Genomic DNA, 22613 nt, shown 5'->3' with positions numbered 1-22613 from the left:
CGGTGGGGGCTGGGCGCGCAGTTCCCCGCGCCCCTTAGTGGCCCCTGGCGGGGCCTCCCGGGGCCCACTGGGTTATAGGAGGTTCTTCTTCTCCAGGTACGTTCTTGCTACGTCTTGGGGGAGGCGGCGCCAGCTGTCCACCTGTTCGTTCAGGGAGGCCAGGTCCTGGGTGGTCAGGACGGGGTTGAGGCGGCCGAGGGCGTTGGCCACGCCTTTGCTGCCTGCTCGGGAGCGGTTGACCACGGGGACGATGTAATCGGCGTTCTGCAGGTGCTTGTCGTCCTTCAGGAGCACCAGGCCGAAGTCGTCGAGGGTCGCGTCCGTCGAGGTGGTGAGCACCATCTGGTCCTGCCCGCCCTGCACGGCCTTCTTGGCCTGGGTCGTGCCGACGCCCTTGGGGTCCACTCCGGTGATGTCGATCCCGTACACCTTCTTCAGACCCGGCGCGCAGTAGGGGCGCTTCACGCACTCGTCGCCCGCGGCGAGGCGCACCTTGAGTCCTGCCTTTCCGAGGTCGCTGAGGGTCTTGAGCTTGTGCCCGCGGGCGTAGGAGGCGGCGACGGCGAAGGCGTTCTGGTCGACGGCCTTGCCGGGGTCGAGGACCGTGAGGCCGCGTGGCGTGGCCAGGCGACGCAGGGCCCGCATCGTCGCGTCGAGGTCGGGCGAGCCCGCGGGTTCCGCGTCGGCGCCGTTCTTCTTGGCGTTGAGCCAGTCCGCGAAGGTCGCCGCGTACTCGGGGACGACGTCGATCTGACCGGACTCCAGCGCAGGCTCGTACAGCTCGCGGTTGGCGACGGAGAGGATCTTCGTGCTGTACCCGGCCTTGTTCAGGAGCAGCGCGTACATCTGGGCGATCAGGTCGGATTCGGTGAACCCCGCGGAGCCGACGACGAGATGCTTGCTGTCGCCGGGCGGCGCCGTGACCTCGCCCTGGTCCTCCAGCGAGGGCCCGGTCGCGCACCCGGAGAGCAGGGCGAGGAGGGCGGCCGCGGCCGCGCCGGTGCGCCGCCTCATCCGGCGCTCCCGCGGCCGCGCGCCCAGGCGGGCCCGAGCCGTTCGGCCACCTCGAAGACGCCCTCGACGAGCAGCGCGAACACGGCCACGAGGACGGCGCCCGCCACGACCTGCGGCGTGCTCGCCAGATTGAAGCCCGCCGTGATGATCCGGCCGAGGCCGCCGCCGCCCGCGAGCGCGGCGATGGTGGCGGTGGCGACGAGTTGCACGGCGGCGATGCGGACCCCGCTGAGCACCAGCGGGAGCGCCAGCGGCAGTTCGACCCGCCACAGCATCTGCCGTCCGGTCATCCCCATGCCGCGCGCGGCCTGTACGACGCTGCGGTCGACGCCGCGCATGCCCACGTACGCGTTGGTGAGCAGCGGCGGTACGGCGAACAGCACGAGCGCGACGACGGTCGGCCCCTCGCCCCACTTGCCCAGCGGGGTGAGGAGGAGCAGGACGAGGACGGCGAAGGTCGGTACCGCGCGCCCGACGTTGGAGATGTTCACGGCGAGCGCACCGCCCTTGCCGAGATGGCCGAGGACGAGCGCGACGGGCAGTGCGATGAGACAGCTCAGCACCAGGCAGACGACGGTGAGGACGAGGTGCTGGGTGAGCCGGTGCCAGATGCCGTCGTCGCCGGCCCAGTGCGCGGAGTCGGTGAGCCACGCCCAGGCGTCGCCGAGTGTCTTCATGAGCGGGGCGCCTCCGTCATGAGCGGGCCGCCTTGGTCGCTCGTTCCCAGGGGGTGAGGACGCGCTGCACGCCGAGCAGCAGCAGGTCGGCGGCGACGGCGATGATGACGCACAGCACGGACGCGGTGAGGACCTGTGCCTTGAAGTAGGTGTTCATGCCCGTGTAGATGAGGTTGCCGAGCCCGCCGAAGCCGACGATCGCGCCGATGGTCACGAGGGAGACCGCGGAGACCGTGGCGATGCGCAGCCCGGCCATCGCGGCGGGCAGCGCGAGCGGCAGTTCGACCGTGAGCAGGAGGCGGATGGGGCCGTAGCCCATGCCGCGGGCGGCCTGCCGGGTGTCGTCGGGGACGGCGCGCAGGCCGGCGAGGATGTTCCGTACGAGCAGGGTGAGCGAGTAGAGGACCAGGCCCGCGACGACGAGCGAGGCGGAGAGCCCGTACACCGGGAGCAGCAGCGAGAACATCGCGAGCGACGGGATGGTGTACAGGACGGTGGTGAGCGCGAGGACGGGGCCAGCGGCCCACCCCCAGCGGCGCGCCACCACGGCCAGCGGCACGGCGACGACCAGCGCGATCAGCACGGAGACTGCGGTCAGCTGCAGATGCTGGACGACCGCGTCGAGCAGGATCTGGCGGCGGGTGCTCAGATACTCACCGCAGATCCACTCGTTGCGCGCGAGGCAGTCGTCGGGGGGCGCGGTCACCTGTCCATTCAAGGCCGGGGCGGCGGGGCGCGGCGCGTTCTGATGGCCCGTACGGGTCCGGAGGGGGCAGTCGCGTAAAGAGCTGGGGGCAGGGGTCGCGTACGGGGTCGGCGGCGGGGTCCCCCGCGTGACTGCGACCCGCCGGGCCGTCAACTCCCCTTCGTTCGGCCCCCTTTCTCACCCCACCCCGCCCGCACCGGGGTGACAGTCGGCGGGGCGACGCCGCATGATGGGTGCGTCATGAAGACTTCGGGAGCGGTGGCACCTCGTCCTCGACCACGCGGCGGCCACGGGGCGGCCGTGCGGTCGAGGGCCGTGGCGCGGGCGTCCGTGGCGCAGGCCACGGCGTTCTCCGTCATGGGCGCCCTCCTCGCCGTCGCCTCGTACCACTTCGTCGTCGGTCCGACGCCGTCGTGGGACGTACGGGCGGTCGCCGCCGTCATCCTGTGCTGCGCGGCGCTGTCCCGCGGCGCCGCAGCTCGCAGCGACTCCTCCGTCCGGAGCGGTACCGCTGCCCGCCGCGACTCCGCCGTCCGGAGCGGTGCCGCTGTCCGGAGCGACTCCGCCGTCCCGCCGCCCGGCTCTTCGCCCGCGCCCCGGAGCGCGCGCAGGCCCCGCGTGACCCTCGCCGGGCGGGTCGCGGCCCGCCGGTGGACCCGCCGGGTGGTCCTCGCCGGTCGACCGGCAACGCAGGCCCCCGCGCACCAGCCCCCGGACGCCCTTCGCCGCCTCCTCAGCCACGCCACAGGTCTCACCAGGCACGACGCAGCACTCGGGAGCCACCGGGCACTTCGCCGGACGCGTGACTCCCTGTCCCGGATCCTGCGGATGCTGCGCCTGCTGTGCGTCCTCCTGGCACGCGTCCTGCGCCCGGCCCGCACGCCCCGCGCGGTCCCGCTCCCCCGGCCGGTACCGGCCCCGCGCCCCGGTCGACCGGCCCGCGCGATCTCCCCCTCCCTCCTCCTCGCGGACGCCGTCGTACGGCGCGGCCCGCCGGCCCGTCCGCCGCTCACCGTCTGATCCGTGCCGAGGCGCGTGCCCGTGAGGCCGTGCGTGCGCCGGGTCATGTGGACGGGAGCGGTTCCGGTACGCCCGATTCCGCCATCTTCTCCAGCTGATTCCGGCGCGCCCCGAGCCGTGCCCACAGCGCCGCGCGGGGTGGTGCCAGGAGGGACCCCCATGTCCAAGACCGTCGTCATCATCGGCGCGGGCCCGTACGGCCTGTCCGCCGCCGCACACCTGCGGGCGCGCGGCCTGCCCGTCCGTGTCTTCGGCGCCCCCGTCGCGAGCTGGTCCCGGCGCATGCCCGCCGGCATGCTGCTGCGGACCACGGCCGCCGCCTCGGCACTCGCGACGCCACGCGAGGGCTTCACGCTCCGCGACTACTGCCGCGATGCGGGCGAGCGGTGGATCGACGCCGAGGACCAGGTGCCCGTCGGTCTGTTCATGCGGTACGGCGGGTGGTTCCGGGAGCGGTTGGTGCCGCGTGTCGAGGACGAGCGGGTGGCCGCGGTCGACCGGCTCGCGGACGGGTTCCGGGTCAAGCTGTCGTCGGGCGAGGTGGTGCGGGCGGGTGCCGTGGTCGTGGCCACCGGCCTCACCGGCTTCGCCCATCTGCCGGCGCCCCTCGCGGCGGCGGCGTCCGGCGGCCCTTCGGCCCTCGGCCTCATCTCCCACAGCTCGCAGCAGACCGACCCGCGCACTTTCGCCGGGCGCACGGTGACCGTCGTCGGTGCCGGGCAGTCCGCGCTGGAGAGCGCCGCGCTGCTGCATGAGGCGGGCGCCGACGTGCAGGTGCTGGCGCGCGGCGCGGGGGTCCGGTTCGAGGCGCCGCCGTCCGGCCGCCCGCACTGGCAGCCGGACACGCCGGCGGGCCGTTCGTGGTCCCTGTACGGCCTCACCCGCCATCCGGCCGCGTTCCGGCGGCTGCCGCCCGCCGCGCGGCTCCGGCTCGCCGAACGGACCTCGCGGCCGCGCGGGGCCTGGTGGCTCAAGGATCGCTTCGAGGGCAGAGTCCCGGTTCTCGCGGAACAGCGGATCACGGCGGCGGAGACGTACGGGGGCGGGATCGCCCTGCGCACGGTGACACAGGACGGGCGTACGCACACGGTCGAGTCCGAACACGTCCTGGCCGCCACCGGTTTCCGGGTCCAGCTGGAGGCCCTGGACTTCCTCTCCCCCGAGCTCCGTGCCGACCTGATACGCATCGGCGGATTCCCGGTCCTGGACAAGGGGTTCTCCTCCAGCGTGCCGGGCCTGTACTTCACGGGGCCGTCGGCTGCCGCGTCCTTCGGTCCCGCGCTGCGCCTCGTGACCGGCACCCGGTTCGCGGGCCCGCGCCTCTCGAAATCGGTGGCGGCGTGCTGTGACGAGTGACCGTGCGGAAATGGAATGGGCGGAATGGAGTGGCGCTCGGAGTACTTCATCCGCGTCGAGCTCGCGGCGCGGGAGGCCGGCCGGGGTGCCCTCGGCCCGGCGGCCGACCCTCGCTACGATGCGCTGCGATGAGACATACGCAGTGGACCGGAGCCGCTCGGCACGCCTGGTGCCGCGCCGTGTCGGCCGCCGCGTTCGTATCGCTTGTCGCCGCGCTGTTGATGTGTCTCGGCGCCACGGCGTCCCATGAAGCCCGCCCGAACGCGGGCGCGCCAGCGGGTGCGGGCACGGGCTCCGTCTACTCGGACTCGGATGAAGCATTCGCCGCTTGCACGGCCCCCCTCGACGACTCCGACTGCCCGCCCGCCGACCGGTGTTGCGCGTCCCTCACCCACGGCGTACGGGCCGCACCGAAGCCGGCCGGCGCGTCGCCGGTGGCCGGCGCACCGTACGTACCCCGTCCCCGGGCGCAGTCGGCGACGGGCCCGGCGTCCGAGCCCCCCTCGGACCGCGGCTCGACCGATCTCCACATGCTCCAGGTGCAGCGGATCTAGGCGGATCCCGGCAGGGCGGCCCATGTACGGGGCCGGCCCTCGCCTCACGGCATCCACCGGACCGCAGGCACCGCCGCGCCCAGCGGCGGGGACAAGGAACACCCATGGCCAAGGCCAAGTCCCGCAAGACGACCGACAGATCGAGCAGCACATCGGCGAGCACGTCGACCACCAACTCCCCCAAGGGGCCGGGCAACAGACCGAGCAAGAAGGCGGCCGCCGCCGAACGGCAGGCCCGGGTCGAAGCGATGCGCCGCGCCGAGCAGGCGCGCGAGCGACGGAACCGCGTCATCACCGTCACGGCCGGCACGGTGATCGTCGCCGCGCTCATCGGCTTCGGCGCGCACGCGATCGACAGCGCCAACGACAAGGAGGCGCAGAACTCCGCGGCCGCCAAGAAGTCCGTGCGGGGCGAGACGACGTGGGACGCGAAAAAGCTGGGGCGCGACCACGTGGCCAAGAGCGTCGCCTACCCGATGACGCCACCGGTCGGCGGTGACCACCACCAGGCGTGGATGACCTGCGACGCCAGCGTCTACGAGCAGGAGATACCGAACGAGAACGCGGTGCACTCCCTCGAACACGGCGCGGTCTGGGTCACGTACAACGACAAGGCGCCCGACGCCGACGTCAAGAGGCTGGGTGACAAGGTCGCCACGACTCCGTACAGCCTGATGAGTCCGGTCGCGAAGCAGCGGAGCCCGCTCATGCTGTCGGCCTGGGGTCACCAGCTGACCGTCGACAGCGCGGCGGATCCACGGGTCGCGGAGTTCTTCAGCAAGTACGTGCAGGGGGCGCAGACGCCCGAGCCCGGGGCTGCCTGCACGGGAGGCGTCGACTCGGCGTGACCGCTGCCCGGGTCGGCCGGCGCGCAGGGGGTGCCGTGCACCACCGCGCGCCGGCCGACCCGACTCCAATCCTCAGTGACTGGCCGTCAGACCACCGCCGACAGTTGCACCTTGGGCGCCGAAGCGGACAGTCGCCCTGCCCGGTGCAGTCCGTACAGGGATGCCGAGCAGCCGAGGCCGAGGAGGAGCAGCGCGAGCCAGGGAAGCGCCGGCATGCCCGCCTCCCGCGCCGCGTCGAGGGCGGCCCCCGTCAGCAGGTTGCCGACCGTGATGCCCACCCCGCAGATGGTGTTGTAGAGGCCGTAGTGGGTGGCGCCGAGGCGGTCCCCCGACAGCCGGACGATGGTGTCCATCTCGAAGGGGTACGCGATCATCGTGCCCAGCGCGAGCAGCAGCGCCGCCAGCGTGGGCGGGACCGCGGCGTACAACCACCGCCCCGCTCCCCCGCCGGGCTCCGGCACCGCGGTCACCGCGAGCAGCGGTACGAAGGCGGTTCCCATGCTCAACAGGCCCCAGGCGAGGGCCTGTCCGGGCGCCATCCGTTCCTTGCACCAGGCCGTCACTCGGGTCTGCCCGAGGATGGTGGCGAGTCCGGACATCGCGAAGAGCAGCGCCACCGCGACCGTACCGAACTCCCCGTCGCCGCCCACCCGTCGTACCTCCAGGGGCAGAGCCAGATAGACCTGGAAGGTGAGGACGTACGAGCCGATCATCGCGGACGAGAAGAGCAGGAAGGCGCGGTTGCGTACGATGCCACGCCACTGGGCTAGGACGCCGGCGCCGGGGCAGCCCGGCGCCCGGTCCACCGCGTCGTTCCCCCTGCGCGCGGGGAGGGCTCGGATCTGCACCACGCTGAGCAGCGCGAAGACGGCGGCGGAGGCGAGACAGGTCACCCGGAAGTCGACCCCGGTGAGCAGCATCCCCACCAACGGGCCCAGCAGGATGCCGGCTTGGTAGAAGACGTTGAACAAGGCGAAGGCCTCGACGCGGCGCTCCCCCGCGTCGGCGGCGAGATACGCCCGCACCGCCGGGTTGAACAGGGCCCCCGCAAAACCGGTGGCCGCCGAGGCGACGAGCAGCGCCGGCACCGAGTCGACGAGCCCGAGCGTGGCGAAGCCGACGGTGCGCAGGACGCACCCGGCGACGATCAGCGGCTTGTAGCCGAGCCGGTCGGCGAGGGTGCCGCCGACGAGGAACATGCCCTGCTGGCTGAAGTTCCGTACGCCGAGCACGAGTCCGACCAGCCAGCCGGCGAGACCGAGCGTGCCGGAGAGGTGCTGGGCGAGATACGGCATCAGCATGTAGAAGCCGAGGTTGATGGTGAACTGGTTGGCCAGGAGCAGTTGGATGCTGCGGTCGTAGGAGCGGTATTGCGCGAGGGTGGTCCGGCTGGTCCTCGCCACCTTCGCCGACTTCATCGGATTCATCGGCTTCATCGGATTCCGCCACCCTCCGCCAACGAGGCCGCACCGCTGGCCTGTTGCGGCCGCACGGGCGCCGGATCGTGCACAGTGGCGCAACGCGTCCAGCGGGTGACCTCCCTTTCGTCCGGCCGGTCGAGTACGTCGGGTTCGGGGGCCGGCGCGTGGCCCAGCAGACCGCGCTCGGCGCAGTACGCGTCGTCGTACACCGTCTCCAGATAGCGCTGGGGGCCGTCGGGGAAGACCGCGACGATCCGCGCATCCTGTGGGAGCGTCCGCGCGAGCCAGCCCGCCACCAGCGCGACCGCCCCGACGCTCCAGCCGCCGGTCGCGTGGTGGGAGGTCGCCAACTGGCGGCAGGCCCACACGGATTCGGCGGGGGCGACCCAGTGCACCTCGCCGAAGTCGTCGTAGGCGACGTTGCGCGGGTAGATGCTGGAGCCCAGACCGCGCATGATCCGGGGCCGGGCGGGCTGCCCGAAGATGGTCGAGCCGACGGTGTCCACGGCGACCAGCCGCAGTCCGGGGCAGAGTTGCCGCAGGACGCGGAAGATGCCCGCGGAGTGCCCGCCGGTGCCGACGCTGCAGACCAGGACGTCGATATGGCCCAGTTGGGCGGCGAGTTCGAGGGCGAGAGGGGTGTACGCAGTGACGTTGTCGGGGTTGCCGTACTGGTCGGGAGACCACGCATCCGGGTGTTCCGCGAGGAGTTCGGCGACGCGGTCGCGGCGGGCCTGCTGCCAGCCGCCCACGGGGTGGGGCTCGGGAACGGTGTCGACACGCACGCCGTACGCGGTGAGCAGTCGGGTCATGGACGGTTCGAGTCCGGGGTCGGTGACGAGGGTGACCGGGTGCCCGTGGACGGTTCCGGCCAGGGCGAGACCGAGGCCGAGGGTGCCGCTGGTGGACTCGACGATGCGGGCTCCGGGCCGCAACGCGCCCCGTGCCCTGGCCCGTTCGACCATGTGGAGTCCGGCTCGGTCCTTGATGCCGCCGGGGTTGAACCCCTCCAGCTTGGCCCAGAAACCGCGGCCGGGCGGGGCGAAGGGCCGCGAGACGTGCAGGACGGGGGTGTTTCCGACGAGGCCGGGGAGGGTGGCGGTGGCTGGGTTGGGTTCGTACGTGATCGAGGGGTGGGGCGTGATCGGAGGGTGGGGCGTGATCGAGGGGTGGGACCTGATCGGGGGGTGGGGGTGCATGCTGGGCTACTCGCTCTCGTTCAGCGGGTGGACGTGGACGCGCCAGAGAGGTGGGCGCGTCGGGAGAAGGCGGGGGCGGAAGGTCCACGGCACGCATGTCCCGGCACGACGAGCGGCCGGAGCCTGCCGTGAACGCACGACGAAAGGCGCCGACGGAGTGCGTTGACAGAAAGCGCCGACGCAAGGCATCGACGGAAGGCGCTGACGTAAGGCGCTGGCGTGCGGCGCTGGCGTAAGGCGCTGGCGGCAGTCGTCGGTGAGACGCGGACCGGTTCGGAGAACCCCTCGGCCTAGATGCGCAGAATCGTGGAGTCGGCCGCGTGCGCTATCGGGACCACGAAGTCCCGGCCCGCGATCCGGTGGGCGGCGTGCGTCGAGGCCGGCGTGCCGGGCCGCCACCGTGAACCCAGCGGCGAGAGGCACGGCAGGTCCACGTCGGGCCCCTGCGGAGGCTGGCCCAGCGCGCACTCCTCGACGGTGTGCTGCTGACGGTGGTCATGACGCGAGCCTCCGGGCGCCCCGGCCCAAACGGGGGCATCGGCAGCCGGGCCATCCGATGAGGCAACGCGTACCACCGCACCGGCCCCCGGCATGCCGACACCGCCGAACCCGGTGAGGTGACGACTCGTCGTCTCTGGGCTGGCCACATGCACGAACACCAGACCGAAGAGAAAGAACCCCAGCCCCACCACCCGCCACAGCACCGCCACCGAGCGGTTCCGCCGGGCACCGGAGGGAGACCAGGCCGTCATCACGCCGCGATCCTAGCCCGCCGGACCGACCCCGACCTGCCACGACCCGGCGACACGGCGACACGGGGCGCGCGCCTCCCCGGAGCCCGTTCAGCCGGCCCCTGTCCCAAGCTCACCGCCCCCCCCAGCGATCAGCCCTCGGCCTTCCCGCCGCGCCGGGCCGTCGCCGTCGCCGTCGCCGCCAGTGAGCCGAGCAGCGCGAGCGCCTCGCCGCTGGGGGAGCCCGGGTCCGCGTGGTGGACGACCAGTTCCTGCCCCGGGGCCGAGCGCACGTCGAAGGTCTGCATGGTCAGTGTCAGCGGGCCGACGTCGCGGTGCTCGAAGGACTTGCGTTCCAGCGCCTTGCCGCGGGCGTCGTGGTGCTTCCACAGTTCGACGAACTCGGGGCTGGTGTCCAGGAGTTCGCCGAGAACCTGACGTATCCGAGGATCGTTCGGCGCAACGCCGAGACCGAGCCGGAAGCCGGCCACGGAGTTGCGCGCGACGTCGTGCCAGTCGCGGTAGAAGGTGCGGGCCGCCGGGTCGGTGAAGACGACGTGCATGAGGTTGTGCGAGTGGGTCCAGCCATGGAAGAGCGCGTCGGCGATGGCGTTGGACGCCAGGACGTCGTACGCACGGTTGTAGACGATCGCCGGATTGTGCGGCCAGGCGTCCATGAGCGCCAGCAGGCTCGGCTCGACCCGGTCGGGCGCGGTCGCGGACCTCGCGCGGGGACCGAGTCCCGCGAGCCGGAACAGATGGTGACGGCCGTCCTCGTCCAGGCGCAGGGCCGCCGCCAGCGCGTCGAGCACCTGGGCGGAGGGCGTCCGTTCCCGGCCCTGCTCCAGACGTACGTAGTAGTCGGCACTGACCCCGGCCAGCAGGGCGACCTCCTCGCGCCGCAGGCCCGGCACCCGTCGGTGCCCGGTGACGGGAAGGTTCACGTCGGCCGGAGTGACGCGGGCGCGCCGGGCGCTGAGGTAGGCGCCGAGTTCGGTGCTTGGCATGGCGCCAGGGTAGGACGCGCCCCGGCCGCTCTGCCTGGGTGCGCCGCACCCAGGAGGACCTCACCTCTCCCCCCGACGCCCCGGCGGGGCCAGCCTCGACGCATGACCACACACGGCGTCACCTCACCCGACACGGCCCCACACGGCGTGACCTCACCCGACACGACCACACAGGGCACGACCCCACACGGCCTGATCACGCGGCAACCCGACCCCGTCGAGCCCGCCCCCTCCCGCAAGGTCGTCCTCGTCACCGGCGCGAGCAGCGGCATCGGAGAGGCCGTCGCCGCACACCTGGCGGCGCAGGGGCACGTGGTGGTGGCCGGCGCCCGGCGCACCGACCGGCTGGAGGCGCTGGCTGAGCGCACCACCGAGGCCGCCCGCCGCTCCGGAGGCCTCCTGCAGCCGGCGCGGCTGGACGTGACGGACCGCGCGGACACGGCGGCCTTCGTACGGGAGGCCCGCGACCGCCACGGCCGCGTCGACGTCCTCGTCAACAACGCCGGCGTCATGCCGCTGTCCCGCCTCGACTCCCTCCTCGTCGACGAGTGGGACCGGATGATCGACGTGAACGTGCGCGGTCTGCTGCACGGCATCGCCGCCGCGCTGCCCGTGTTCTCCGCGCAGGGCTCGGGACACTTCGTGACCGTCGCGAGCATCGGCGCCCACGAGGTGGTGCCCACGGGGTCCGTCTACTGCGCCACCAAGTACGCCGCCTGGGCGATCACGGAGGGCCTGCGCCAGGAGTCCGACCCCTCGATCCGGGTGACGACCGTCTCGCCCGGCGTCGTCGACTCCGCGCTCGCCGACTCCATCACCGACCCGGCCGCCGCCGAGGCCATGCGCGGCTACCGCGCCCATGCGATCAGCCCCGACGCGATCGCCTCCGCCGTCTCATACGCCCTCGCGCAGCCGCCCGAGGTCGACATCAACGAAATCGTCGTACGCCCCGCACGCCAACGCTGAACCCCACCGCGCACCGGGTCTTTCGCGCTCAGGCGCACCATGGCTGCCCGAGGCGGCAATCGTGGTCAATGAAAAGCTAGTGCCGCGTGCAATTCCTGGCATCCCGCGCACGGTTGGTCCCCTGGTAAACCTGGGCGGTAGTCAGATTTGCCCGCTGATGCGCTGGTTGGGGCCACAGGTCAAACCACCGGTTGACGCGTGAATGTTCCCGGCCCCCGTAGCGTCCTGCCTCGACCGCACAGCTCATCTACGCACAGGGGGAAACACATGCGCACCATCCCGAACGCAGGGCTCGCGGCAGCGGGCGTGTCAGTTGCCGTGGGGCTGTTGCTGGCCGCTCAGCCCGCCAGTGCCGCTCCGACCGGGGACAACTCGCCAGCAAAGCAGCCGGTGTTCAGCACCATCCAGGTCGGAACGGCCGGGCAGGCCGGAGTGACCGGAGCGCGGGACTGCAGGGTGACGTCGCCGTGGGGCCACGTCGGCTACCTCAAGTGCGGCTCCCACGCCCAGGCCGCCGACTGGGACGGCAACGGCACGGTCGACGAAGTGTTCGGCGTGACCGGCAACCGCCACATCTGGCACGACTGGAAGAACGCCGGCAAGTGGGTGGAGATGCCGAACTCGGGTCGTGCCGACGACACTTACGACTGGGGGTGGAGCCACAACGGCACCCGGCGGGCCATCGACGTCAAGGTCGGCAGCTCCCAGGTGTGGCGGTCGGAGTTCTACTCCAGCAAGTGGCACACCTGGACCAGGGTCCGCTGACCAGCGGCGTCTGAACGTCTGACGGCCGGGCCCGACCCTGCCCGCCCCGGGGGCGTGTCCGACGGGTTGCCTCTCCCGTCGGACACGCCCCTTGCCTCAGCCACCGGCCGGTCCGGGGGTAGCGCGCCGCTCCACGTCCGGTTCACGGCCCCAGCCTGTTGTGGAAAGCGACATTTGGTGCCCTCTCCGAGGGGTCGGTACGTTCGCGTGCATGGACTCGAACCTTTCGACGGCCGAGGAACTCATGGCCGCGCTGCGCGCCGGTGACGTGACCTCGGTAGAGCTGACCGACGAGGCGATCGCCCGTATCGAACGGGACGACAAAGAGATCAACTCCGTCTGCGTGCCGGACTTCGACCGTGCGCGGGAGGCCGCACACGCCGCCGACCGGGCACGGGCCCGCGGCGAGGACCGGCCGCTGCTCGGCCTCCCGATGACGGTCAAGGAGTCGTACGACGTCGCGGGGCTTCCCACGACCTGGGGCATGCCGCAGCACCGGGACCACATGCCGGCCGAGGACGCGGTCCAGGTGTCACGCGTCAAGGCCGCGGGCGCGGTCGTGCTCGGCAAGACCAACGTCCCGCTGGGGCTGCAGGACATCCAGAGCTTCAACGAGATCTACGGCACCACCAACAACCCCTGGGACCACACCCGCACATCGGGCGGATCCTCAGGCGGCTCCGCCGCGGCCCTCGCCGCCGGATTCGGTGCGCTCTCCCTCGGCTCCGACCTCGCCGGATCGTTGCGTACCCCCGCCAGTTTCTGTGGCGTCTACTCCCACAAGCCGACGCTCGGACTGGCGGCGATCCGCGGCATGGTCCCGCCGGCCACGCCCACCCTGCCGCCCGAGCCGGACCTCGCCGTCGTCGGCCCGATGGCGCGCAGCGCGCGCGACCTCTCGCTCCTGCTCGACGTCATGGCCGGACCGGACCCGCTCACCCTCGGCCTCTCCCACACCGTGGCGCTGCCGCCCGCGCGCCACGAGCGGCTCAGCGACTTCAGGGTCCTGGTCCTCGACGACCACCCGCTGCTTCCCTCCGGGTCCGCGGTACGGGCGGGCGTGCGCAGGGTGGCCGACGGCCTCGCCGAGGGCGGCGCCCGGGTCGAGTGGCACAGCCCGCTCCTCCCCGACCTCACCGAGGCCGCGACGCTCTACATGCATCTGCTGTTCTCCGGCTCCACGGCCCGCTTCCCCTTGGAGACGTACGAGCAACTACGCGCGTACGTAAGTGAATTGAGCCCCGACGACCACAGTCTCACCGCGTCGCGGCTGCGCGGCATGGTGTTCAGCCACCGCGACTGGATGGAGGCGAACGCCCTCCGCGAGGCCCACCGCCACGGCTGGCGGCAGCTGTTCGCGGAGTTCGACGCGGTGGTGTGTCCCGTCACGCCGACCCCCGCGTTCCCGCACGACCACGACCCCGATCTCCTGGGGCGCCGGATCGACATCGACGGTGCCGAGTACCCGTACTTCGACCAACTGGCCTGGGCCGGTCTTGCGACCATGCCGGGCCTCCCCGCCACCGCGGTTCCGACGGGCCCGTCCCCGGCGGGGCTCCCGGTGGGAGTGCAGCTCATCGGCCCGATGCACGAGGACCGCACGCCGTTGCGGCTGGCGGAGCTGCTGGAACAGCAGATCGGCGGCTTCCAGGCTCCTCCCCGGTAGGAGCGGGGGGGGCTCGGGGGTGGGCGCCGTACGGGACCCTTCCGTCACCGCCACCGCCACGCCACCGTCACCTCACCCGCCCCGCCGACCCTCCGTCCGGGCCCCGCGGCGCGGGTACCAGGCGACCACCAGCGCGCCCACCGCCACCACCAGAACGGCGAGCACCCGCATCGACGTGTCCAGGGCGGTGGTGAAGTCCGTGAGGACGGCGTGCCGCAGGCCCGGCGCGCTCAACCCCTGCTCCATCAGGCGCTGTTCGGCGGCGGGAACGGTGGTCGGCACACCGGGCCCGCCCCGCAGCACCTCCGGGAGGCCCGCGGTGAACACGCCGGCCACCACGCTGCCACTGACCGCCACGCCCAGCGCACTGCCCAACTCCCGCGCCAGGCTCTGCAACCCCGAGCCCACCCCGGCCCGGTGCGGGGGCAGCGCGGACATCATGCCGTGCGACAGCAGCGGCGTGGCCAGGCCGCACCCGGCCGCGGTGAGCGTCGCCCCGAGCGCGTACAAGGAGTACGGGGTGCTCGGGCCGACCAGCGACACCGTGCCCAGACCGGCCGCCAGCACCGTGAGCCCCGCCCCGAGGGTGGCCCGCGGGCCGGTGCGCCGTTCGAGCGCGACCGCGCAGCGCGGCGCGAGCAGCAAGGCTCCCGCCATCGGCAGCAACCGCACCCCCGCCCCGAGCGGCGAGTAGCCCTTGGCGTACTGCAGATACTGCCCGTTGACGTAGAACAGGCCGAACATCCCGACGAACACAAGCGCCATGCCGACGGCACCCGCCCGCACCGCCGGGACCGTGAACAACCGCGGGTCCAGCATCGGGTGTTCACGCCGCAACTCCCAGCAGACCCAGCCCGCCAGCAACACCGCCGCCGCGCCGAACCCGCCCAGCACGCGCACGCTGCACCAGCCGGCCTGCGGCCCGGAGACGATGCCCGACAGGAGCGCGAGGAAGCCGACCGTCAGCAGCCCCGCGGACACCGCCGACACCGGCCGGTCGAGCCGTGGCGGCGCCGGAGCGAACGCCACCACCAGCGCGAGTGCCACCAGCGACAACGGCACCACGCACCAGAACAGCGCACGCCACGAACCGATTTGCAGCGCCGCGCCACCACCGACGTTGCCCAGCACTGCCGCCAGACCCGTCATCGACGCCCACACCGCCACGAGTCGTGGCCGACGGTGCGCAGGCGCGCCGCCCACCATCAGCGCAAGGGTCGTCGGCAGCACCGCTGCGGCTCCTGCGCCGCTGACGATCCGGCCCGCGATCACCGTGCCGATCCCCGGCGCCACGGCGCAGAGCGCACATCCGGCGGTGAACAGGCCCATGCCCGCGGCCAGTACGCGTTTGCGGCCGAGGCGGTCGGCGAGCGCGCCGCCCGGGATCAGCAGACAGGCGAAGACCACCACGTAACCGTCGACCACCCACATCACCGACTCCGCCGAGGGACGCAGCGGGCTGCGCGACAGGGCGGGGATGGCGAGGTTCACCGCGGAGACCATGCCCACCACGAGGGTGACGCACAGACACATCACGACGACCGTCAATGGTCCTGGGCCTTCGGTGTGTTGAGGGTTTCGGGGATGCTGGTGGGCTTGCGGATTTCGGTCTTCACGTACAGGGGGTCCGCATGTCGACGACCCGTCCTTGGTCCTGAACCCAGGTTTCACCGTTCACCTCCGTCCGTCGCGCGCACGAGTTCCGCGTGGAACGCCAGGCGGTCGCCGCGGATCCGCAGGAACTCCAGGTCCACCGGGCGCCCGTCGGGCATTCTGCTCAGCCGTTCCACGGTGAACAGCGCCGAGCCCGGTGGGATGTCGAGCAGCGCGCACGTGTGCGGATCACCGCCCACCGCGTGCACGGTGACGCTCGCCGAGCCGAGGGGCTCGCCCGTGGACTGCTCGATGAGTCCGAACAGGTCCCGGCCGGCCAGGTCCGCGGTCAGCAGCGGCTCCCCGATGTCCGCGGCCAGGTAGGTCAGGTCGAGGGACAGCGGTACGCCGTCCAGGAGCCGGAGCCGTTCGATGTAGACCACGCGCCCGCCCTCGGGGACACGCAGCTTGCGCGCCACCTCACCGGGTGGACGCACCACGTCCGCGACCCGCACCTGATTGACCACCTCACCGTGCGTGCCCAGCGTTTCGGCGAGGCCGGTCAGCCGCTCCAAGGTGTGTTCGTACGGGCGCCGCACGATCACCGTGCCCACGCCCTGACGCCTCTCGACCACGCCTTCGTCGCGCAGCACGCCCAGCGCCTCGCGGACGGTGTTGCGCGACACCGCGAAGTCGGCGATCAGCACCCGCTCGTCGGGCAGGACGTCCGAGTCGAACGCACCGGAGGCGATCTGCCGGCGCAGCACCTCGGCGACCTGCCGCGCCCGGTCCGCCCGTGTGCGCCTGCGCCCTTCCGGTGCCGGACCGCACGTACCGGGTGCGGCGGCCGGCCCCGCGCCGGCGAGCGGGGGCGGGTCGGTGGGCGAGGTGTTCATGGGACCTCCGCTGCACGTCGGGGCGGATACGGAAAGGGATACGGGTGCGGGTTCAGGTACGGGTACGGGTACGGGGGGCGAGCCCGGCGAGGCCTGATGGGGCGCCCTCACGTACCCCTTTGCTCGGTGGGTCGATTCGGAGGCGGCCGCGCCCACGCGGCGCTCGCCGAACGGGTCCGGATGGACGGCAACGGGACCGACCGCCGCGCACCTCGTCCACCGCTCAGCCACGAACAGACCCGGCCCGCACGCCACCCGCAAACTTAAGGCGCCGAGGTTTCCGGCACGTTACGCCACCTACCCTGACCTGCTACGACGCCCCTGACGTGCGGTGCAGTGCGGGGCGCTGACGAGTTGCGCCACCCAGCGGTCCCGACGGGCCCGGTGTGCGGGATCCCGCCCACGCCCTCCCCTCGAACCTCACCCTCCACTTCCGTCTGTCGAAACCCTTGTTCCGCCCTCCGGACTCGCTTAGGGTCAGCGCCCCCGGCTCGGCCGCCCCGCGCGGTCGAGCCTTCCCTGTGCGAACGCGAAGGAGCGTGCTGTGGTGCAGCAGGCGTGGCAGGACGGGTCATCGGGCGAGGGCAAGAGCGACGGCTACGGCTACGGCTACGGCTACGGCGGGCACGACGTCGGCCAAGAGGCCGCGCACACCGCGGACGCGGTGCGGGCTGTGCCGCCGGAGGCGGGCGGCGAGAACGGCGGGGCACGTGGCGTGGGGCGCCGGCGCTTCGTCGTGGGGGCCGGGCTCGTCGGGACCGGCGGCCTGCTGGGCGCCGCCGGTGCCGGGGCCACGCCCGCGGAGGCGGCCGCACCCACGGCCGCCGCGGGCCGCGACGACGGCCACGACGACGGCTTTGGCCCCAAGGACTTCCACGGGAAGCGGCTGCTGCTCGTACCGGACGTGGTCCTGTTGCCCGAAGGGCCGGTCAGGGACCGCGCGGTGCTCGTCGAGGACGGCACCTTCCGGGCCGTCGGCCCGGTCCGCAAGCTCACCCAGGAACACCGGGACGCCCGCACGGTGCGGCTGAAGGGCCACCTGCTCATGCCGGGCTTCGTGGACGCCCACCACCATCTGACGCAGAGCTTCGGCAAGGCGCAGGCGTTCGGGCAGCCTTCGGAGATCTTCAAGACCGTGTGGGAACCGCTGGAACACGCCCTGGACGAGGAGACCGCGCACCTCTCGGCGAAGCTCGCGGCCCTGGAGGCGCTGCGCGGCGGATTCACGACCGCTGCCGACGCGGGCACGCGCGCACCCATCGACGTGGGCGTCATCGCCAAGGCCGCGGAGGAGGCCGGGCTGCGCTGCGTGCTGTCCAAGGTCGTCTCCGACGGCAAGGGCGGCAAGGAACATCTGGAGCGCTTCCAGAACTCCCGGCTGATCCACCCCTCGCTGGCGATACCCGTCCCGGAGGACGCCACGGCGGAGGTGCTGAAGAGGACCGCCGACCTGTGCGCGGACGCCGACGCGGTCTTCCAGGTCCACGTCAACGAGCACTTGGCCTCCGTCGAACGCTCGCTCAAGAGCGTGGGGCGCCGGCCGCTCTCCTACCTGCACCACGTCGGCGCCCTCAACGCGCACACACTCGGCGCCCACGCCACCCTGCTCACCCCCGACGAGATGCGCATGCTCGCCGACACGGGCGCCGCGGTCAGCTACAACCCGGTGGCCAGTGCCTGGAAGGGCAACGCCGTCGCACACGCGCTGATGTGGCAGACCATGGGCATCCGCTTCGGCATGGGCACCGACGGCACCCGTGGCAACGGCTTCCGGCTGATCGACGCCGCGGAGAGCGCCCAGCGCCTGACCTACGGCCTGCTGTCCGGCGACTCCGTGTGCGGCGCCGGCCGCGGCTGGGTCGCCCACGCCACCGGCCTGAGCGCCGACGCCGTCGGGCTCGGCAAGGTGACGGGCGAGATCGCGGCAGGCAAGGCCGCGGACTTCCTGCTCGTCGACCTCCAGGTGCCCGAACTCACCCCGTCGTACGACCTGTCGTGGGAACTGGTCAGGCTGGCCGACCGGGACCAGATCACCGCGGTCTTCGTCGACGGCAAGCTTCGGCTGTGGGAGGGCTGGCCCACGACCTGGGACGGGCGCGCGCTGGTCCGCAAGGCCGCGGAGGTGGGACCGAAGGTCGTCCAACGCGCCCGCATCCAACGGGTGGACCCGGACCCGGACGGCACGACACGTCACGTGTCGGCTGCTCACCGACGGTCCTAGGAACCGGTTTCCGGCTTGTGCCGAACGGACGCGCGGGGGAACTCGTGTGCCGCGGCCGCGCCTGAGGGCGACGTCGACACGGGGAGTGATGCCATGCCGTCGATGGGACTCATCGTCTCCACCCATGCGCCGACGAAGGTGCTCCTCGGAGCCTTCTTGGTGAGCCTCGCGGTCATTTGCTTCTTCCACTTCCGACGATGCAGGTAGAGGGATTCCAGGCGCCCGCGGGCTCTCGCGGGCGCCTGCCTTCCTGCGCCGTGGACGGTCCGGAGCAAGCCCCGGGCCGTTGGGCCGCCGTCCCGCCCGCGTGCAGGGCGGCCCGGATCACGAGGGTGGTGCGGACGAGGTGCAGGGCTCGACCGGACCGGCGGCATGTTACTGAAAGACTTCGGCCAATTCCTGCCAGAATGCCCGCCAGTGACTTCCCCCGAAGGTCCGCAAAGCGATGTCGCGGTTCTTCGCGAGTTTCTGCTGGACGACGGGGTCGGCTTTTCGTACGGCCGCCAGCATATCGAGAAGTTCACCGGCCGCCTGCCCGAGTTCGTCGGCCGACGCGCCGACCATCACCGCCGAGTACCCGGGGTAGACGGCCTCGAAAATCTTGAACGGGCTTACCGCACACGGCAATCCGGCCACGGCGGCGAACGCCGGCGGCATGCTCGCGGCCTCGACCCCGGGGACGTTGGGCGTATAGACGACCCCGCCCCACCTTTTCCGCGCGATGTGCAGCAGGTCGAGCTCATCCAGATGCGGGCCCAGCGCGTCGCGATAGGTGCTGAGCGGCACGCCGTCGGCCCAGATCACCAGGTCTTTCAGTCCGAGGCTGTCCGCCAGGTCAAGCATGTCCTGAGCGTGTTCCCGTTCCTCCGCGAGGCTGCCGAACACCACCATGACCGGTATGGGCTCCCCGCGTCTGCGCGCCTCCGCGATCGTCGCCGCGTGCAGGCGCAACGCCAGCGCGACGCCCTTTTCGGGAACCACGCGCTTCGGGACGACCAGAACCGGCTGGTCCTCCTCGACGCCGTGCTCTGCCAGGAACTCGAGCTGATCCGCTCTCAATTCCCCGTCCGGTATCGACAACGGCACCATGGGAGGCAGGAGAATCGGTACCGCGTCAGTCGGGTAGTCGGCCGCCTCGGCCAATTGTGCCGGTGTCAGCGTTGCCCAGCAGGTATAGCTGTTCGCCCCCGGCAGTGGGGTCAGCTCATTCGGAAAGACCGGGTAGAGGCGCTTTCCGTCCGTGGTTCGCGCGTACTCCTTGAGCAGGTCGTGATCCCACCACACGACGCGCCCGGGTCGCTTTCCGTCCCCGAACATCTCGTCCAGCACACGCAGCAATGCCAACGTCACCGGCACCGCGTCGGTGAGCGTCATGTTCATTGCGATCACCACGTCGACCTCTGCCAGCCTCACCCGGAAATGCTGCTCGTACGGGGCCGCCAGCCGGTCGATCTCCTCCCGCAGCTCGGTGCGTTCGGGGGCGCTGAGTTCGTCGAGGCCGGCCACCCGATCACGTACGGCCAACAGGTCCCGCCCCCACTCCTCAGGATTGCCCGGCAGTTTCATGCAGGCCGGTGTCATCCAGTCCGGATATGGCTCATCCCGGCCGTCCGGAGAGAAACCCTTGTCGAATCTCCACGAATATCCCAGATCCGTGATCACCGGTAACTCGACAACGCCCAACCGTTCACCGAGATCCAGCGCGTACCGCAGGCTGGTGAGCAGCCCGGACACGGGCAGTCCATCGCCACATACGACCCCTATGCGCATCTTTCATTCCTCTCCAGTGTCACTTGCCCCGGCGACGTGCTGGCTTTCCGTAGTCGATGTCTCAAGCGCCCGCGCGACGCAAACGCTCCTCGATCCGCCCTGCCAGCCGTGCCACGACAGGGCCGCCGTCGGATCGCAGCGTCGCCTTCTTGGCGTTGAAGCAGTGCACCCAGGTGCCCGCGGCCCACGCGGCCTCGCGGTCGGCAGTGGTCCAAGGCAGTGCCCTGGCCGCCTGGTAGGCCTCGATGAACTGAGCCGTGTGCGGGATCGTCGCCTCGCCGGGACGACTGCCCAGGACGGCGTGCACCGCGGCGGCCGCGCCGGCGACGACGATTTCCGGCAGCGCCACGACGCTGTCCCAGTCGTGCACGGCATGCAGCACGCCGCCCTTCCACGTGACGTTCTGGGCCTCCCAGTCGCAGTGGCCGATGACGGGGGCGCCGAGGTCGTGCTCGCGCAACCGTTTCCGTACCCGCGTTGCCGCGTCGTCGAGCCAGTCCGGCCCCGGGTGCTGGTTGAGGTCCTCCGGCTGATCGTCGGGAAGCGGCCAGATCGCGCCCTGGTCGTGGTTCCACCACACCCACGGCGGCGGCGGGTCGAGGCTGCCGATCTCGTCCACGGCGGGTGCGGCCGACACGAACCGGGCCAGCTCGGCGGCCGACCGGGCCGAGGAACGGGGCGCGACGTCGAGCGTCGCGCCGTCGTCCACCAGCGTTTCCACCGTCACGATCCGGTTGCCGACGCGGTCCGGCTCGCCCAGTGGTTCAGCACACGGCAGCCCTGCCAGCCACATCAGCCGGTGGGTTTGGCCGCAACCGGTCAGCCGGTCGGCGAACGGGCGGATCTTGACCACCACGCGGCGCCGGTCCGCCAGTTCCAGGGCGAGGACCGTGGACAGATGCGCCCAGCGCCACAGCACTGCCCGGGGGCGGCTGCCGAGGCGGGACTCCACCCATGCGGTAAGGGAAGGAAGATCGAGTGTGGTCGTCTCGCCGAACATTGCTTTGATCCCTGTCCTCGGTCGTGGTCCTCGGTCGTACGCAACTGAGACGGTGTGCCGTGAGCGCGCTGTGCGGCAGGCCGGGTGAGCGAGGAGCAGCCTCTCGTGCCTCTTGCTCTCAGGGAGGGACCCGGGCCGAGGCCGGCCGCGTGTCCGCTCGTACTGCCGCCCTCATGACAGAGCGAGCGCCCGGCTCCCGGCCCGTCGGCGGCCGGTGGACTGCGGAAGGTCGAAGGTGAGGGTGAGCTTGCGCAGCCAGCGGTCGGTGCCGTCGTAGCGGGGCTGGAACGGCTCCCTGCCGTGCACCGCGCGGTAGTTGTCGATGAGCAAGAGGTCGCCGGGTTTCAGCCGGACCGGCGCGAGTGCTCCCTCCAGTCGGCGGCACAGCCGCGAGAACACGCGCGCGGACGTGTGGTCCCCCGGCGCGGTGGTGGTGTAGGCCGGGTCGACCCTCAGATACGGCCGCGCGCCGCCGAAGAGCACCGGGCGCCACACCGGAGACGGATCGACGGATCCGCCGGCCTTGAGGTGTTCGGGGTCGGGAAGGATGCCGAATCGAGGTTGGCGGAGCAGCTCCTGATCATCGGCGCTGACCTCGGCGAGCCCGTCGGCGGTGGCGACGGTCGTCGCGGTCAGGTCCTGGTTGCGCAGACAGAGCAGTGCCAGTACGTCACAGCGATCGTCGTCGAAGGCGTCCTCGACGTGGAAGTCGAGGTTGTTCGCGCTGCTGTGGCCGGTCTGCGCCTGTTCCTGGCCCGCGATCGGCAGTACGTCGTTGAACAGCCTGCCGTCTTGCAGGGTCTGCCAGCAGACCGGATCACCGACCTGTAGCGACACCATCGCCAGCCAGAGGTCGTGGGCGGCCGTGGCGGTGCGTCCGCGCAGTCTCCAATGCGACGGCGTCGGGCCGATGTTCTCGTCCAGGCAGGGTCGGCGTACCACCGTGACCGCGCTGCCCAGCCGGGACCGGACACCGGCCAGTGTGTCCGCCAGCCGTACGGGGAGAGTGTCCCGGTGTTCGGCGAGCGTTGCCAGGAGGGCGAGTTCGTCCTTCGTGCCGTACTCGCGCACGACCCTGCGAATGACGTCGTCCGCGGGACGTGTCTCCTGCGCGGTGAGCGTGATCTCCTGGATGTCGGGCATCGGGACGGATCCACGCATATGTGTACCCTTCTGCTGTCTCGATCCGGCCGGCCGAAGTGA

At 71.9% G+C, this 22613-nt stretch carries 19 protein-coding genes; 7 read left to right on the top strand and 12 right to left on the bottom strand.

Features of this window, described 5'->3' with window-relative positions; all coding sequences use genetic code 11:
• Positions 1–72: 72 nt before the first annotated feature.
• The 3 genes from ACFYO9_RS32705 to ACFYO9_RS32695 are packed head-to-tail and all read right to left on the bottom strand — an operon-like array spanning position 73 to position 2397.
• A complete protein-coding gene (locus ACFYO9_RS32705; RefSeq protein ID WP_358775597.1) occupies positions 73–1014 on the bottom strand; it encodes an ABC transporter substrate-binding protein in 942 nt (313 codons plus the stop codon).
• Positions 1011–1691 (bottom strand): ABC transporter permease subunit, encoded by a 681-nt coding sequence (locus ACFYO9_RS32700; protein ID WP_355812737.1) that lies wholly within the window; start codon positions 1689–1691, stop codon positions 1011–1013. Before ACFYO9_RS32700 ends, ACFYO9_RS32705 begins: the two co-directional genes overlap by 4 nt.
• Positions 1692–1707: 16 nt before the next feature.
• Positions 1708–2397: an ABC transporter permease gene (locus ACFYO9_RS32695; RefSeq protein ID WP_355812739.1), complete on the bottom strand. Its 690-nt coding sequence runs from the start codon at positions 2395–2397 to the stop codon at positions 1708–1710.
• Positions 2398–2697: 300 nt separating this feature from the next.
• Between ACFYO9_RS32695 and ACFYO9_RS32690 the strand changes: the two genes are divergently transcribed.
• From ACFYO9_RS32690 to ACFYO9_RS32680, 3 genes are all read left to right on the top strand, one after another.
• Positions 2698–3417, top strand: a complete 720-nt coding sequence (locus tag ACFYO9_RS32690) for a hypothetical protein (RefSeq protein ID WP_358775595.1) — start codon at positions 2698–2700, stop codon at positions 3415–3417.
• 159 nt (positions 3418–3576) lie between these two features.
• Positions 3577–4773 carry an NAD(P)-binding domain-containing protein gene (locus ACFYO9_RS32685; protein ID WP_358775593.1) on the top strand — a complete coding sequence of 399 codons (1197 nt, stop codon included), beginning with the start codon at positions 3577–3579 and terminating at the stop codon, positions 4771–4773.
• A gap of 802 nt (positions 4774–5575) precedes the next feature.
• A complete protein-coding gene (locus ACFYO9_RS32680; protein WP_358775670.1) occupies positions 5576–6175 on the top strand; it encodes a DUF3105 domain-containing protein in 600 nt (199 codons plus the stop codon).
• Positions 6176–6261: 86 nt separating this feature from the next.
• Here the strand turns inward: ACFYO9_RS32680 and ACFYO9_RS32675 are convergent, their stop codons facing one another.
• The 4 genes from ACFYO9_RS32675 to ACFYO9_RS32660 all read right to left on the bottom strand — a co-directional run bounded on the left by ACFYO9_RS32675 (position 6262) and on the right by ACFYO9_RS32660 (position 10533).
• The gene (locus tag ACFYO9_RS32675; protein ID WP_358775668.1) at positions 6262–7602 is read right to left on the bottom strand and encodes an MFS transporter; all 1341 of its coding nucleotides are present in this window, start codon (positions 7600–7602) and stop codon (positions 6262–6264) included.
• A 5-nt stretch (positions 7603–7607) separates the two neighbouring features.
• Positions 7608–8795 (bottom strand): PLP-dependent cysteine synthase family protein, encoded by a 1188-nt coding sequence (locus tag ACFYO9_RS32670; RefSeq protein WP_358775592.1) that lies wholly within the window; start codon positions 8793–8795, stop codon positions 7608–7610.
• Between the two features lie 290 nt (positions 8796–9085).
• Positions 9086–9550 (bottom strand): hypothetical protein, encoded by a 465-nt coding sequence (locus ACFYO9_RS32665; RefSeq protein WP_358775590.1) that lies wholly within the window; start codon positions 9548–9550, stop codon positions 9086–9088.
• Positions 9551–9678: 128 nt separating this feature from the next.
• Positions 9679–10533, bottom strand: a complete 855-nt coding sequence (locus tag ACFYO9_RS32660) for a helix-turn-helix transcriptional regulator (RefSeq protein WP_358775588.1) — start codon at positions 10531–10533, stop codon at positions 9679–9681.
• Between the two features lie 102 nt (positions 10534–10635).
• Here ACFYO9_RS32660 and ACFYO9_RS32655 point away from each other — a divergent pair, with 102 nt between their 5' ends.
• The 3 genes from ACFYO9_RS32655 to ACFYO9_RS32645 all read left to right on the top strand — a co-directional run bounded on the left by ACFYO9_RS32655 (position 10636) and on the right by ACFYO9_RS32645 (position 13930).
• On the top strand, positions 10636–11499 hold the full coding sequence (locus ACFYO9_RS32655) for an SDR family oxidoreductase (protein WP_358775586.1): 864 nt from the start codon (positions 10636–10638) through the stop codon (positions 11497–11499).
• 390 nt (positions 11500–11889) lie between these two features.
• Positions 11890–12264 (top strand): hypothetical protein, encoded by a 375-nt coding sequence (locus ACFYO9_RS32650; RefSeq protein WP_355812761.1) that lies wholly within the window; start codon positions 11890–11892, stop codon positions 12262–12264.
• A 211-nt stretch (positions 12265–12475) separates the two neighbouring features.
• Positions 12476–13930 carry an amidase gene (locus ACFYO9_RS32645; protein ID WP_358775584.1) on the top strand — a complete coding sequence of 485 codons (1455 nt, stop codon included), beginning with the start codon at positions 12476–12478 and terminating at the stop codon, positions 13928–13930.
• A 72-nt stretch (positions 13931–14002) separates the two neighbouring features.
• Here the strand turns inward: ACFYO9_RS32645 and ACFYO9_RS32640 are convergent, their stop codons facing one another.
• Complete coding sequence (locus ACFYO9_RS32640) at positions 14003–15478, bottom strand: MFS transporter (RefSeq protein ID WP_358775583.1); 1476 nt, start codon at positions 15476–15478, stop codon at positions 14003–14005.
• Between the two features lie 119 nt (positions 15479–15597).
• On the bottom strand, positions 15598–16419 hold the full coding sequence (locus ACFYO9_RS32635) for a GntR family transcriptional regulator (RefSeq protein WP_355812766.1): 822 nt from the start codon (positions 16417–16419) through the stop codon (positions 15598–15600).
• 904 nt (positions 16420–17323) lie between these two features.
• On the opposite strand from ACFYO9_RS32635, the gene ACFYO9_RS32630 reads away from it, so the two are divergent.
• Positions 17324–18640, top strand: coding sequence for an amidohydrolase family protein (locus ACFYO9_RS32630; protein WP_388666788.1), 1317 nt, complete (start codon positions 17324–17326; stop codon positions 18638–18640).
• A gap of 375 nt (positions 18641–19015) precedes the next feature.
• On the opposite strand, the gene ACFYO9_RS32625 is transcribed toward ACFYO9_RS32630, so the two are convergent.
• The 3 genes from ACFYO9_RS32625 to ACFYO9_RS32615 all read right to left on the bottom strand — a co-directional run bounded on the left by ACFYO9_RS32625 (position 19016) and on the right by ACFYO9_RS32615 (position 22571).
• Positions 19016–20374, bottom strand: a complete 1359-nt coding sequence (locus ACFYO9_RS32625; RefSeq protein WP_358775581.1) for a hypothetical protein — start codon at positions 20372–20374, stop codon at positions 19016–19018.
• A gap of 97 nt (positions 20375–20471) precedes the next feature.
• Complete coding sequence (locus tag ACFYO9_RS32620; RefSeq protein WP_355812777.1) at positions 20472–21410, bottom strand: hypothetical protein; 939 nt, start codon at positions 21408–21410, stop codon at positions 20472–20474.
• 171 nt (positions 21411–21581) lie between these two features.
• Positions 21582–22571: a TauD/TfdA family dioxygenase gene (locus ACFYO9_RS32615; protein WP_358775579.1), complete on the bottom strand. Its 990-nt coding sequence runs from the start codon at positions 22569–22571 to the stop codon at positions 21582–21584.
• Positions 22572–22613: the final 42 nt, after the last annotated feature.

It is taken from the genome of Streptomyces sp. NPDC005863, from assembly GCF_042871345.1.
Lineage (GTDB): Bacteria > Actinomycetota > Actinomycetes > Streptomycetales > Streptomycetaceae > Streptomyces.
Note: the sequence above shows the minus strand (reverse complement) of the source record. Positions and strands in the feature narration are given on the sequence as shown.